General features: G+C 57.4%; 13 protein-coding genes. 8 read left to right on the plus strand and 5 right to left on the minus strand.

The features are described from left to right. Window positions 1-3 precede the first annotated feature (3 nt). Entirely contained in the window at window positions 4-741 is a 738-nt protein-coding gene (locus tag AC2TEM_RS12605; RefSeq protein ID WP_170420962.1) for a hypothetical protein, read from the plus strand. Between the two features lie 3 nt (window positions 742-744). Here AC2TEM_RS12605 and AC2TEM_RS12610 read toward each other — a convergent pair whose 3' ends face one another. Then, window positions 745-2,202 carry a cobyric acid synthase gene (locus AC2TEM_RS12610; RefSeq protein ID WP_170420964.1) on the minus strand — a complete coding sequence of 486 codons (1,458 nt, stop codon included), beginning with the start codon at window positions 2,200-2,202 and terminating at the stop codon, window positions 745-747. A gap of 60 nt (window positions 2,203-2,262) precedes the next feature. Here AC2TEM_RS12610 and AC2TEM_RS12615 point away from each other — a divergent pair, with 60 nt between their 5' ends. Next, window positions 2,263-2,832, plus strand: a complete 570-nt coding sequence (locus tag AC2TEM_RS12615; protein ID WP_170391803.1) for a cobalamin biosynthesis protein CobQ — start codon at window positions 2,263-2,265, stop codon at window positions 2,830-2,832. A 73-nt stretch (window positions 2,833-2,905) separates the two neighbouring features. Here the strand turns inward: AC2TEM_RS12615 and AC2TEM_RS12620 are convergent, their stop codons facing one another. Continuing rightward, a complete protein-coding gene (locus tag AC2TEM_RS12620) occupies window positions 2,906-3,226 on the minus strand; it encodes a DUF6280 family protein (RefSeq protein ID WP_008757056.1) in 321 nt (106 codons plus the stop codon). A gap of 219 nt (window positions 3,227-3,445) precedes the next feature. On the opposite strand from AC2TEM_RS12620, the gene efp reads away from it, so the two are divergent. After that, window positions 3,446-4,009 (plus strand): elongation factor P, encoded by a 564-nt coding sequence (gene efp, locus AC2TEM_RS12625; RefSeq protein ID WP_170391801.1) that lies wholly within the window; start codon window positions 3,446-3,448, stop codon window positions 4,007-4,009. 44 nt (window positions 4,010-4,053) lie between these two features. Here the strand turns inward: efp and AC2TEM_RS12630 are convergent, their stop codons facing one another. Both AC2TEM_RS12630 and ygfZ read right to left on the minus strand, forming a co-directional pair. Then, window positions 4,054-4,989 (minus strand): ABC transporter transmembrane domain-containing protein, encoded by a 936-nt coding sequence (locus AC2TEM_RS12630; RefSeq protein ID WP_170420966.1) that lies wholly within the window; start codon window positions 4,987-4,989, stop codon window positions 4,054-4,056. A gap of 106 nt (window positions 4,990-5,095) precedes the next feature. Further along, window positions 5,096-5,833 (minus strand): CAF17-like 4Fe-4S cluster assembly/insertion protein YgfZ, encoded by a 738-nt coding sequence (ygfZ, locus tag AC2TEM_RS12635; RefSeq protein ID WP_170391797.1) that lies wholly within the window; start codon window positions 5,831-5,833, stop codon window positions 5,096-5,098. A gap of 73 nt (window positions 5,834-5,906) precedes the next feature. On the opposite strand from ygfZ, the gene AC2TEM_RS12640 reads away from it, so the two are divergent. Beyond that, entirely contained in the window at window positions 5,907-6,581 is a 675-nt protein-coding gene (locus AC2TEM_RS12640) for a TIGR04283 family arsenosugar biosynthesis glycosyltransferase (protein ID WP_170420967.1), read from the plus strand. A gap of 844 nt (window positions 6,582-7,425) precedes the next feature. Here AC2TEM_RS12640 and AC2TEM_RS12645 read toward each other — a convergent pair. Then, window positions 7,426-8,289, minus strand: a complete 864-nt coding sequence (locus AC2TEM_RS12645; RefSeq protein ID WP_255611699.1) for a MurR/RpiR family transcriptional regulator — start codon at window positions 8,287-8,289, stop codon at window positions 7,426-7,428. A 128-nt stretch (window positions 8,290-8,417) separates the two neighbouring features. Here AC2TEM_RS12645 and AC2TEM_RS12650 point away from each other — a divergent pair, with 128 nt between their 5' ends. The 4 genes from AC2TEM_RS12650 to AC2TEM_RS12665 are packed head-to-tail and all read left to right on the plus strand — an operon-like array spanning window position 8,418 to window position 12,192. Further along, window positions 8,418-9,209, plus strand: coding sequence for an N-formylglutamate amidohydrolase (locus AC2TEM_RS12650; RefSeq protein ID WP_170420971.1), 792 nt, complete (start codon window positions 8,418-8,420; stop codon window positions 9,207-9,209). Further along, complete coding sequence (locus AC2TEM_RS12655) at window positions 9,206-9,790, plus strand: TRAP transporter small permease subunit (RefSeq protein ID WP_170420973.1); 585 nt, start codon at window positions 9,206-9,208, stop codon at window positions 9,788-9,790. Before AC2TEM_RS12650 ends, AC2TEM_RS12655 begins: the two co-directional genes overlap by 4 nt. Then, window positions 9,787-11,106 (plus strand): TRAP transporter large permease, encoded by a 1,320-nt coding sequence (locus tag AC2TEM_RS12660; RefSeq protein WP_170391787.1) that lies wholly within the window; start codon window positions 9,787-9,789, stop codon window positions 11,104-11,106. Before AC2TEM_RS12655 ends, AC2TEM_RS12660 begins: the two co-directional genes overlap by 4 nt. A 51-nt stretch (window positions 11,107-11,157) precedes the next feature. Continuing rightward, the gene (locus AC2TEM_RS12665) at window positions 11,158-12,192 is read left to right on the plus strand and encodes a TRAP transporter substrate-binding protein (protein WP_170391784.1); all 1,035 of its coding nucleotides are present in this window, start codon (window positions 11,158-11,160) and stop codon (window positions 12,190-12,192) included. Window positions 12,193-12,339: the final 147 nt, after the last annotated feature.

The raw sequence follows: 12,339 nt of genomic DNA on the forward strand, positions 1-12,339 counted from the left end.
ATAATGTCAGATCGTGTTGTAAGCGCCAATATTCAGGACGTTCTTTCGTCGGTTAAGCGAATGGTCGACGAGGACGCGCATGACGAATCAGAATTCATATTTGTTCCGACGGCCCCGGCTGCCAAGCCGGGCCGGTTGGTTTTAACGGATGCGCTGCGCGTCAGCAATGAACCGCTGATCGCCAAGAAGGCCGCGCCCTTGAAACTGATGCCCCAGCATAGCGCGGGTGACAGTACCGCAAAGCAGGCCGCAAATGCGCCAAGCAACCCTGCCGAACCGATGCGGCTGCAACCCAGCGATATTGTGCGCGCTGGTGATGTCGACGCCAAGGCAGACGCACCAAAGCGCGACCTAGCGGGAAGCCTCAGCGCCAAGATTGAAGCTTTGGAAGCTGCTATCGCGCGCACCGAGGATCAGTGGGAGCCTGATGGCGAGAGCGATGATGACTACTCTGGCACCAAGACGCAGGCTGTTGAATGGCCGGTAGACAGGGCTTTTGCGCAGTCTCAGGCGGCTGAACCAAAATCCGAAGCCACATTTATTCGCGACCCGGAGGTGGTGGAAGATATGGCACAGAAGCCGACCGATGTTACAATCGGAGAAGAGGAATTGCGCGAACTCGTCGCCCAGATCGTCCGGGAAGAGCTGCAGGGCGCGCTGGGCGAACGGATCACGAAAAACCTGCGCAAGATGGTTCGGCGTGAGATCACGCGGGCGATCGCCGCAGCGGATGTTGACTGAGGTCTAACTGGTGCGTGGCGTCTGCGCCATCGCGAGAAGCAGATCCAGATCCATATGCTGTTCCAGATGGTCAGCAAGGTCGTCCAGCACTTGTTCGACGCCGTCTTCGTAAGCTGTTTCCGATGTCACGCCCAGCTCTGCCAGATAGCTGGCGCGAAACGTGTCCGAGGTGAAAATCCCATGCAGATAGCTGCCGCGTATGCGCCCATTGGCGCTGGCGGCACCTTCCGGGCGACCTTCGATCTGCAGCCAGGCCCGAGCGCAATCCGGGCCATCAGTACGGCCCATGTGGATCTCATATCCGCTGACGGGTTCATGACCGGGCAGGGCGGTTGCTGAGCGCAGGATAACCTGCTTTTCTCCGGCCATTGTGGTGCTGACATCCAGCAATCCCAACCCTTCGACCTGACCGGGGCGTCCATCGACGCCATCGGGGTCCGAGATGGTTTTGCCCAGCATCTGATAACCCCCGCACAGGCCCAGAACATGACCCCCGCGGCGGACATGGGCATAAAGGTCGATATCCCAACCCTGCGCCCGGAAATAGGCCAGATCGCCGATTGTAGACTTGCTGCCCGGCAACAGCACCAGATCGGCATCTCCGGGCAGGGGGCGGCCTGCTGGGATGATCTCGACCGTAACGCCCGGTTCGGCGGAAAGCGGGTCGAGATCGTCGAAATTGGCCATCCGCTCAAGCTGAGGCACAGCGATCTTGCATGCCCCTCCGGCATGAGAGCGGATGTCCATCATATCTTCTGCCGGCAGCTTCCATGCGTCATGGAACCAGGGCACCACGCCCATACAGGGCCAGCCGGTCCGGGATGCGATATCGTCGCGCCCTTCATCGAACAGGGAGACATCGCCCTTGAAGCGGTTAATCGCAAAGCCCCGGATCATCGCAAGGTCCCCGGCCTCCAAGACGGCTTGCGTCCCCACGATCTGAGCGATCACGCCACCCCGATGAATGTCGCCCACCAGAACCACCGGAACCTGTGCGGCACAAGCAAATCCCATATTGGCGATGTCACCCTTGCGCAGGTTAGTTTCTGCCGGACTACCCGCGCCTTCGATCAACACCAGATCAGCGTCGCTGCAAAGCCTTTCAAAGCTTTCCAGAGCCGCCCCCAGCAGCTTAGACTTGTCCTTGCGATAATCGCCCGCCTTCATTGTACCTGCGCGCTGGCCCTGAAGAATGATCTGCGCGCCGGTATCAGTTTCGGGTTTGAGCAGGATTGGGTTCATATCCGTATGCGTCGGTCGTTTGGCCGCCCGCGCCTGCAGGGCTTGCGCGCGCCCGATTTCGCCGCCGTTTTCCGTAACAGCGGCGTTGTTCGACATGTTCTGCGGCTTGAACGGAGCCACGCGCAACCCGCGTCGCGTATAGGCGCGGGCCAACCCGGCCACCAAAACCGATTTGCCGACATTGCTGCCGGTGCCTTGAATCATGATGGACCGCGCCATGGCCTGTCTCCTATGCTCGGGCGCAGATGACCTGATTTAAGGCCAAAGGAAAAGCCCCATATGAATACACCTGCGCATCTTTTGATCGGTGCTGCTGTTTTTGCGCGCCCGGCCCGGGGCGCGACGCTATGGGCAGCTCTGTTTGGGTCCTTGTTGCCGGATTTGTCGCTATACCTGATGGCCGGCGTTTCGCTGCACATCCTGAACATCCCGGCACAGGTGGTGTTTGATCAGCTTTACTTTTCACCCGCGTGGCAAACCGTATTCGCCATCGATAACTCGTTCATTTTGTGGGGAGTGGCACTTGCACTCGGGCTGTGGCGCGGCTGGCACCTGCTGACTATTGGCGCATCCGCAGGGATACTTCATTTGGTGATGGATTTCTTATTGCACGCAGGCGATGGCCGACCACAGTTCTGGCCGATCAGTTCATGGGTCTTTCACAGTCCGATCAGCTATTGGGACAGCACACATCATGCGGCTTGGATCGCGCCGATCTCAGTGACGATTTGCATTGCCGCCTATGTGGTGCTTTGGCAGCGCGGCCTGTCGGTTTCGGCAAAACTGTTCTTTGCGCTGTTACTGGCGGCCGAGCTTTGGGTGGCGTGGCAATGGATCATGTATTTTTGATCTGACCAATCAGCCCAAAGAAAAACGCGCCCCGATGTCAGGGCGCGTTTTTTCGATCGGATGCGGGGAACAATCAGGCAGCTTCGGCCTGCTGAGCCGCATTCCGGCGTTCGCTTTCTTCGCGGGACAGGGCGACAGACGTCCGTACGCCGCGACCAACAAATTCCATCAGCCCGCCTACAACCCGCTCATTGGGGTCGATGCCGGCGCACGATAGTACTTCGCGCCCATCGCGCGAACGTGCCCAACGGGCAATTTGTTCCGGTCCGTTGCCATACTTCTTGTCGTCGGCGATGGCATCATCCAGAGCAGCCAGTACAACGGCTGCGAAAAGTTTGCGTGCACGATTGCCTTGTTCGTTGTTAAAGGCAGTGCCGTCAACGAAATCTCTCATCTCGTCTTTCCTGTTTTTCTTGCTCTTGCAATTTTCGGCGTGACGGTCCTTATGACCTATTACATGCGATTCGGATACACCTAAAATGCATAGTTGCGTTGCGTCATTTGCATGGCTCGCTGCAGGTGCAGCACTAGGTTTCGTTGTCTTGTCAGGTGTGGTCACGCCAGATATAGGGACGAGAACTGACGCATCAACCGTTTGTGAAGGATTTAAGTCATGCCCAAGATAAATGGGAACGAAATTCGCCCCGGCAATGTGCTTGAGCATAATGACGGACTGTGGGCGGCGGTCAAAGTGGATCACGTAAAGCCCGGCAAAGGCGGAGCTTTTGCCCAGGTCGAGCTGCGCAACCTGCGCAATGGCTCAAAGCTGAACGAACGCTTCCGTTCGGCCGACAAAGTCGAACGCGTGCGCCTTGAGCAGAAGGATCAGCAGTTCCTGTACGAATCCGATGGCATGCTGGTGTTCATGGATTCCGAGACCTACGAGCAGATCGAACTGCCTTCGGAACTGCTGGGTGAGCGCCGCCCGTTTCTGCAGGACGGCATGACCATCGTAGTGGAGTTTTATGAAAGCGAGGCGCTGAACGCCACGCTGCCCCAAAAAGTGACTTGCAAGATCGTCGAGACCGAGCCGGTTGTGAAGGGTCAAACTGCGGCGAACTCGTTTAAGCCAGCGGTTCTGGACAATGGCGTCAAGGTCATGGTGCCGCCTTTTATCGGGCAGGATGAGATGATCGTAGTGAATACCGAGACCATGGAATATTCCGAACGCGCGTAAGCGGACGATGGTTCGGTGCAAAAGGGTCGCTCTGCGGCCCTTTTTTAGGTCCGAATGCGATAGCGCTCGGGATGATCTCCAAACAGCTCCAGCATCAGTTCGTACTTGATGCGATTGGCGCTGACCTGTCGGTAGAACGCGATCAAGAAAGCGGTCGGGCCTTGAATGCGTCCGAGACCGCTTATCGCGGCCACGACGGTGCCGACATCGGTTTTACCCTGCAACACCAGCCAGCCGCCCAGCATCAGAATCCCAACAGTCCCTGCGCCATTGATGACACTCAGCAGGAACTTGGCCGAGAGTTTCCAGATGAACATCTTGCGGCGGGTCTCGAATATCTCGTCGAACTGTTTCTCAATCGCTCGCGATGCCGCCTCGATATCCTCGTGCGTCAAGCGGTCGGTCGCGCTGCGCAGAATTCGAACACGCTCGGCCACGAAGATGTTCACTTTTCGCTGAGAGGCCAGAACGATAATGATCTGAGGAACGATCATGGAAAGTGCGATCAAGCCCAGCCCCGGTTGGGTGGAAGAGATGTAGCCGATTACGCTGATCAATGTGCCGATTTGCACCACGGGGTCAGAAAATGCACCGCCTGCGAACTTGCCCAGCTCTTCCGCCTCAGCGGATACGGCCGTTGTCATCGTGCCCGAACGAAGGTCTTGCCCCTCTTCGCTGAGATCGATTGATCGGGCAAGCAACCGTCCCCGGATCAGTCGGATGATGTCTTCGCCCAGCGTTCCAGAGCGATACCCGAGCACCCATTTCAACGTGAGGCTCAACAGGATGACGCCCATCATCCCGGTGCCCAGCAACAGCAGGCGATCCACTTCGATGCTATCAGATGTCAGGTGATTGACGATGTCGCGCTGGAACTCAAGCGGAGCAGCCGCCAGCGCAGCCACCGCCAATGACAGCAGAATAAGGATGATTTGCCGTCCGGCGCTGACACGCCATATCGCGGTATAGAGGCGAAACATGCACGTATCCCGTTAGGCCGATTGCAGTCAGTGATACCGCGCGGCCCGGCCGCGTCAAATACGCAAACAGTTTCAAAAGAATGGGCGTGCCGGTTCAGCAACAAAATCAACCTGGCAGTTTTAGCGTCGCGCCACCTGCCTGCATCTCGTCCCCCGCGCGATCCAGCCGAAGGTATGCGATCGCCTTTCCGCCAGACTGTGTAAACAACACCCCGGCGGGTTTACCACTGGAGTGAATCTCGGTCCCGACCGGAGCGGTGCCCGCGATCTCGACAACGCGCAAACCTTTGCGCAACTCAGTCTTGTGCTTCATGCGCGCGGTGACCTCTTGTCCGACATAGCAGCCCTTCTTGAAGTCCAAGCCATTCAGCGCCTCGAACCCGGACTCAAGAATATAGCTGTCTGGCGTCAGTTCGATGCTGGTTTCGGGGATACAGTGACGGACGCGGATCGCATCCCAGTCCGTACCGTCATCACTTTCCAGAGCGGTAGAATAAGCGCGCCATCCCAGATCAGGATGCCGCGGGTCGGGTAGGGCGCCCTCGGGCGCGGGGCCGGTGCCGCGTTGTACGTTCAGGTCGGTCTGGTCGATGGTCACATCTGCACGCAGCTTGTACATCGTCAGTCGTTTGGCAAGCCCGTCGGCCAGCACTTCGGCCACATCCAGCAGCACCGACTCACCGTCTCGTTTGAGAAAGAAGTCAGCCAGGTACTTGCCCTGCGGGGTCAGAAGGGCGGCGTAGACCAGCCCGTCGTCCAGCCGCTGCACGTCATTTGTGATCAGCCCCTGCAGAAAGCTATCAGTATCGTTGCCGGTCAGGCGCAGAATGCGGCGATTGGACATGGGTTGATCCTCGTCAATTCGTCTGGCTTCGTGATATAGGAAATCGCGCCGCCATGACCAGAGGGTTTCAGACGTGTCCGCCCCGATCAGCATTGTGATTCCGACCCTTAACGCGGGGCATTCCCTGCCGGGAACGCTGCAGGCTTTGATGGAAGGGCTTCATTCGGGCCTGATCCGAGAGTTAATCGTGACCGATGGCGGCTCAGAGGACCCAACACTTGAGATGGCGGATGAAGCCGGAGCCATGATCGTAACAGGTCCGGCGTCAAGGGGAGGGCAGTTGCAAAGGGGGTGTGCCAAAGCATCTGGCGACTGGCTGCTGATCCTGCATGCCGACACCGAGTTGCAGTCAGGCTGGAGCGCCATCGTGGCAGAGCATCTGCGTTCGCACAGACCAGCAGCCTTCCGATTGCGGTTTCGCGTCAGTGGGATTGGTGCCCGCTGGGTTGCCGGTTGGGCCAACCTGCGTAGCAGAGTGTTTGGTTTGCCCTACGGCGATCAGGGGCTGTTGGTGCGTCGCAGGGAATATGACTCTGTCGGAGGATTCCCAGATCAGCCACTGATGGAGGATGTCGCCTTGATCCGCGCTTTGCCGCGCCCGGTGCTGTTGAAAGCAGACGCGGTTACGAGTGCGGAACGCTATATCCATCAGGGTTGGTTTCGGCGGGGCGCGCGGAACCTTTGGACTCTGGCGCGGTACTTTCTGGGGGCTGATCCGCATCTGCTGGCGCAGTCGTATCGGCGTTGAAGGCTGTGCGTAGCTCAACGATGGATTTGCCCAGACGGAACGGTGCAGCAAAACTTACCAGACATAGGGCGATGATCTGCAGTACCAAAATATGCGCATTCGCCTGCAGATATTCCCATTCATCCTTGAGCTTGCCGACCTGTTCGATCAGATCGTCATAGCTTTGGGCCAGGATCAGATAATCACCAGCAATCGCAGGCACCTTGCGCCGCATGTTGTCAATTGCGGTTTGTGTATCATCGTCCAGAGATGTGAAGACGAGAAATTGATCGATGCTGAAGGCATCCGCTTTCGCGGCCATCTCGCGGGCCTCATCCATGTCATCACTCGACGTGCGGCCGAATAGAAAATGCAGGCCTTGAAGCGGGGCTACTTCGTTCGTGACCGCGATGAACAACGGTAAATCGGCATTGCTTGCGGTTGAGGCGGACAGAAACTCTACCTTTTCGCACAAAACAGCTGTATCCGGGTCGTAAGCGGGGTCACAGAACCTCAGCCGAAACCGCGCGGCATCACGGTCGAATGCAAGCGTGGCGGCATAAGCAACGTCGATCTGCCGGTCCAGCCGCGAACTGTCCGAGGTGTAAAGCCCGGCCAACACGGCGACCAGCGCACCGATCCCACCCAATACGACCCAGACCAGATCCGCCAGTTTCCACGCCCGATGCCCTGCAGGTTTGCGGAACAGAAATCCTGTGCCAAACAGGCCGATCATAAAGGCCAGTATCAGCAGAGGTAATTGGTTTTCAGCGATGAATGTCATACGCTGGAGTGTACGGTCTGCGCAGCGTCTGACAACAGGGCTCACGCGCAGTTGTACCTTATGAAACGTCGCTACCTGACGTCAGGACCCCGAGCTTTGGCCGAACTTGCGAAACAGCTTCGTCCGGTCAAAGGCCTGCTCTAACTCGTCCGTGCGCTGCTTGACACTGTCCCAGAGACGTTCCTGCATTTCGGCAATGGCGCATTCCAATAGCACCATTAGCGAAGTCATGGAATCCCATGCCGAAGGCACTGCGATCCTTACCGCAAAGGTGTGTTTCGCCAGCCGGTGGATGGGGGATCGCCATTGATCCGTCAGCAGGACAACCTCGGCCCCGCGTTCATGGCAAAGCTGCCCGATCAACAAAGTAGTGTTCTCATAACGCCGCACATCCAAGGCCACCAGCACGTCGCCTTCGCGCACTTCGAGCAGATCGTGAGTCCACGACGCTGCATCTGACAGCAGCTTCACATCAGGACGGATCATCTGCAGGTGGAGGTAGAGATATTGCGCCAGGGTCCCGGTTATGCGTCCGCCGGTGATGAAAACACGCCGTTTGGGATCGCAAAGCATACGGCAGAAACTGTCAAACTCATCCGGGTCGACCTCATCAATCGAACGCCGCTGGTTCTCAAGCGCTTGGCGGGAGTAGCGGTTGAGAATGTGTTCTTCAGGTAAGTCATTCTGCCAGACATCCCGTTTGGCGACGGGCCCCGAGATCATCTCTTTCACTTCGCTACGTATCGCGGACTGAAACTGCGGATAGCCATCAAAGCCGGTTTTCTGAAGCATCCGCGCAACCGTGGCGGTGGAAACCGAGGCGATACTGGCCAGCTCGGTAATGCTGCCAAGCCCTGCCATGGGGTAATCATCCAGCAGCACGTTGACCAACTGCCGCTCGGTCGGTGTCATCATTTCGCGATGCGCAAGGAGCCTTTCTGTCACTCGCACGGAATACTCCTTTCCCTTTCTACCCATGTTTATGTGGAAAATTTGACAATGCAATCTGACTTGGGGAATTTTATACAGGAAATTTATTGACAGGTTAAGAACCTCTGTGGAATTTTTTCCAAATGGAATCACGTAGCGCCACTCTCACCTCTGCTCAGCCTGATTTCGGTCCCGTCGTTCACATCGACGACGCGCCGGAAGAGCCTTCGGTTGTGGTGGTGTGCGAACACGCCTCGCATCGTATCCCGGACGGACTGGGGGACATGGGGCTAAGTGCCGAGGCACTGCGCAGCCATATCGCGTGGGACCCGGGCGCGCTGCCGGTTGCACAGGCACTGGCCCAGCAGTTGAACGGCGTGCTGGTGCATGGCGGGGTGTCGAGGCTGGTTTATGACTGCAACCGCCCTCCCGAAGCCCCCGATGCTATGCCGGAATGCAGTGAAGACACACCGATCCCGGCGAACCTTGAACTGAGCGCCAATGCGCGTCAGCAGCGGATTGAAGGCGTATATGTGCCGTTTTGCCAAGGGCTAGAGGATGTTCTGATCCGTCATCACCGCACGCTAAAACTCATGGTGACGGTTCATAGTTTCACGCCGATATACCGCGGAACACCGCGCGATGTTGAGCTTGGTTTGCTGCATGGCCAGGACGCCCGCTTTGCCAAGGCGATGTTGGCCAGCGCCGCGCACGAGCTGCCCCTGGTTACTCGATTGAACGAACCCTATTCGGCGGCAGACGGGGTGGCGCACACTTTGGATCTTCACGCAGCGCCCAACGGATTGTTAAACGTCATGATCGAGATCCGGAATGATCTGATTCAGACAGCCGAGCAGCAGCGGGTCATGGCCGATTGTCTGGCCCCGTGGATCAATCGTACCATTGCTCCGTTCTGTAGCGGGGTGGGCGAATGATCAAGGCAATGTCAGCATATGTGCGTGTAGTCGATGCGGTGAACTACCGGATCGGGCGGGTCATGATGTGGGGCCTGTTCGTGATGATGGGCATCCTGCTGTGGTCCTCGATCTCGAAGACCTTCTTTCTGCCTTCGCTCTGGACGCTAGAAATGGCGCAGTTTGCGATGGTGACTTATTACATCATGGGGGGGCCGTATTCGATCCAACTGGGTTCGAACGTGCGAATGGATCTGTTTTATCATAATTGGAGCCATCGCCGGAAAGCCTGGTTCGATGCCTTCACGGTACTGCTGCTGATCCTTTATCTGGGTGTACTGTTCTACGGTGGGCTTGGATCCACGGCGTACAGCCTGGGCTATTGGGGTGATGAGCCTGTCGCCTATTTCACAGGCCTTCTGACCGGCAGCGAAGAAGTCGGACGGCTAGAACGATCCTCCACTGCGTGGCGACCATACATCTGGCCGGTCAAGGCGATCATGGTCTTCGGCTTCTTCCTGATGCTGCTGCAGGCGATATCAGAATTTTTCAAAGACATTGCGCGGATCAACGGGCAAGAGATCGGGGCAGCGCGGGCATGAGCCAGGAATTTATCGCAATCTTCATGTTCGCTTCGATGATGCTGATGCTGTTCACCGGGCAGCGCGTCTTTGGTGCAATTGGTGCCGTCGCAGCCATTGCGGCACTGGCGCTCTGGGGGACAGGCGGGCAGGACATTCCGTTTTCGGCGGCGATGAAGCTGATGAAATGGTACCCACTGCTGACCCTGCCGATGTTCATCTTCATGGGCTATGTCCTGAGCGAAAGTCGTCTGGCCGATGACCTCTATCGCATGTTCCACGTCTGGATGGGGCCGGTGAACGGTGGGCTTGCCATCGGCACCATCGGCCTGATGGTGCTGGTCTCGGCGATGAACGGGCTTAGCGTGGCAGGTATGGCTATCGGGGCGACGATTGCACTGCCTGAACTGCTGCGGCGCGGATACGACAAGACCATGGTGACGGGAGTCATTCAGGCTGGGTCGAGCTTGGGCATCCTTGTGCCGCCCTCGGTAGTTCTGGTGCTTTATGCCATGATCGCGCGGCAACCTGTCGGTCAACTTTGGCTGGCAGGCATTGTGCCGGGGCTGCTGATGGCGTCTTTGTTCATCCTCTACATTTGGATTCGTTGCCGGCTTCAACCGCATCTGGGACCAGCGATGGAAGACGCGCACGAGGTCCCGAGGTCCGAGAAACTCCGTCTGCTCTGGGCCGGGGCACTGCCATTGATGATTTTCGCTGCGATGATGCTGCCGTTCGTGAACGGTTGGACCTCATTGGTAGAAAGTTCGGCCATCGGAGCGTTGGCGGCGCTTGTGGCGTCAGTCCTCAAACGTCGGATGACGTGGAAGATTTTCGAGGACTGTACCAAGCAAACCTTGGCCATCTCGTGCATGTTCATGTGGATCATCCTTGCGGCGCTGGGCTTCGGCGCGGTGTTTGACGGGCTGGGCGCGGTCAAGGCCATCGAGAACCTGTTCACCGAGCAGTTGGGGCTGTCACCGTGGCTGATCCTGATCCTGATGCAGCTCAGCTTTATCATCATGGGCACGTTCCTGGACGACACCGCAATGCTCGTCATCGTGGCGCCGCTCTATGTGCCGCTCGTGGGGGCGCTTGGCTTCGATCTGATCTGGTACGGTGTACTTTACACCATCACCACCCAGATCGCGTATATGACGCCGCCTTTCGGCTACAACCTGTTCCTGATGCGCGCAATGGCTCCACCAGAAATCAGCCTGCGGGACATCTACCGCTCAATCGTGCCCTTTGTCGGGGTGATGATCCTGGCGCTCGCAATAATCATGATATTCCCCGAGATCGCCTTGTGGCTGCCCGGGTATGTTTACGGAAATTAACCAGAAGGCCCGACACACGGGCACCCAAACTTAAACGGAGAGGAAATTGACATGACGACAAGACGTAAGTTTCTGAAAACTGCGGGGGTAGGGGTTGCGGCGGCACCTTTGGCAACGCCTGCACTGGCGCAAAGCACGATCACATGGCGGATGCAGACATATGCCGGTCCTGCACTGGCCGAGCATGTGATCGACCCGGCTATCAAGATGTTCAACCAGATCGCCGGTGACCGTATGCAGATCGAGCTGTTCTACGCCGATCAACTGGTCCCGACCGGAGAGCTGTTCCGCGCTATGCAGAAGGGAACCATCGACGCGGTTCAATCGGATGATGACTCGATGGCCTCGCCCACCGAAGTCACTGTTTTCGGCGGCTACTTCCCGTTCGCTTCGCGCTATTCGCTGGACGTACCGGTGCTGTTCAACCAGTGGGGCTTGAACGAAATCTGGGACGAAGAGTATTCCAAGGTTGGCGTTAAACACATCAGCGCCGGCGCGTGGGATCCGTGTCACTTTGCGACCAAGGATCCGATCAATTCGCTGGAGGATATGAAGGGCAAACGCATCTTCACCTTCCCGACAGCAGGCCGGTTCCTCAGCCAGTTTGGCGTTGTTCCCGTCACGCTGCCGTGGGAAGACATCGAAGTTGCAGTTCAAACCGGCGAGTTGGACGGTATTGCCTGGTCGGGCATCACCGAAGACTACACCGTGGGTTGGGCGGATGTGACTAACTACTTCCTAACCAACAACATTTCGGGGGCCTGGGCCGGCCACTTCTTTGCCAATATGGATCGCTGGAACGAGCTGCCGGAAGATCTGCAAACTCTGTTCAAGGTCTGCTGTGACCAGTCGCACTACTACCGCCAGTGGTGGTATTGGGGCGGCGAGGCCAACCTGCGGGTTAACGGTACCAAGATGCAATTGACGACCATCCCGGATGAAGAGTGGGCGACGGTTGAAGAAGCTGCTGTTAAGTTCTGGGACGAAATTGCTGCGGAATCCGAGACCAAGGCAAAGGTCGTGGATATCTTCAAGCGCTACAACGCTGAAATGCTCAAGGCCGGGCGGCCCTATCGTTACGGATAAAATACTTGACCGGCCCGCTCTTTCGCGGGCCGGTCGTTACAGGGACAAAGAATTTTCGTCGAAAATTCTCGCATATCACAGAGGTATTGTATGCTGACATTTGAGCATTTGAAGGCTGAGGTTTCGTCTGGCGAGATTGATACGGTA

This window comes from Ruegeria sp. HKCCD3925 (assembly GCF_057221175.1).

Bases quoted from the DNA above. Each gene is read 5' to 3' on its own strand.
- ygfZ (WP_170391797.1), bottom strand. From the start codon at position 5,833: ATGTCCAATCGCCGCATTCTGCGCCTGACCGGCAACGATACTGATAGC.
- AC2TEM_RS12605 (WP_170420962.1), top strand. From the start codon at position 4: ATGTCAGATCGTGTTGTAAGCGCCAATATTCAGGACGTTCTTTCGTCG.
- AC2TEM_RS12660 (WP_170391787.1), top strand. From the start codon at position 9,787: ATGAGCCAGGAATTTATCGCAATCTTCATGTTCGCTTCGATGATGCTG.
- AC2TEM_RS12615 (WP_170391803.1), top strand. From the start codon at position 2,263: ATGAATACACCTGCGCATCTTTTGATCGGTGCTGCTGTTTTTGCGCGC.
- AC2TEM_RS12630 (WP_170420966.1), bottom strand. From the start codon at position 4,989: ATGTTTCGCCTCTATACCGCGATATGGCGTGTCAGCGCCGGACGGCAA.
- AC2TEM_RS12610 (WP_170420964.1), bottom strand. From the start codon at position 2,202: ATGGCGCGGTCCATCATGATTCAAGGCACCGGCAGCAATGTCGGCAAA.
- AC2TEM_RS12620 (WP_008757056.1), bottom strand. From the start codon at position 3,226: ATGAGAGATTTCGTTGACGGCACTGCCTTTAACAACGAACAAGGCAAT.
- efp (WP_170391801.1), top strand. From the start codon at position 3,446: ATGCCCAAGATAAATGGGAACGAAATTCGCCCCGGCAATGTGCTTGAG.
- AC2TEM_RS12665 (WP_170391784.1), top strand. From the start codon at position 11,158: ATGACGACAAGACGTAAGTTTCTGAAAACTGCGGGGGTAGGGGTTGCG.
- AC2TEM_RS12650 (WP_170420971.1), top strand. From the start codon at position 8,418: ATGGAATCACGTAGCGCCACTCTCACCTCTGCTCAGCCTGATTTCGGT.
- AC2TEM_RS12655 (WP_170420973.1), top strand. From the start codon at position 9,206: ATGATCAAGGCAATGTCAGCATATGTGCGTGTAGTCGATGCGGTGAAC.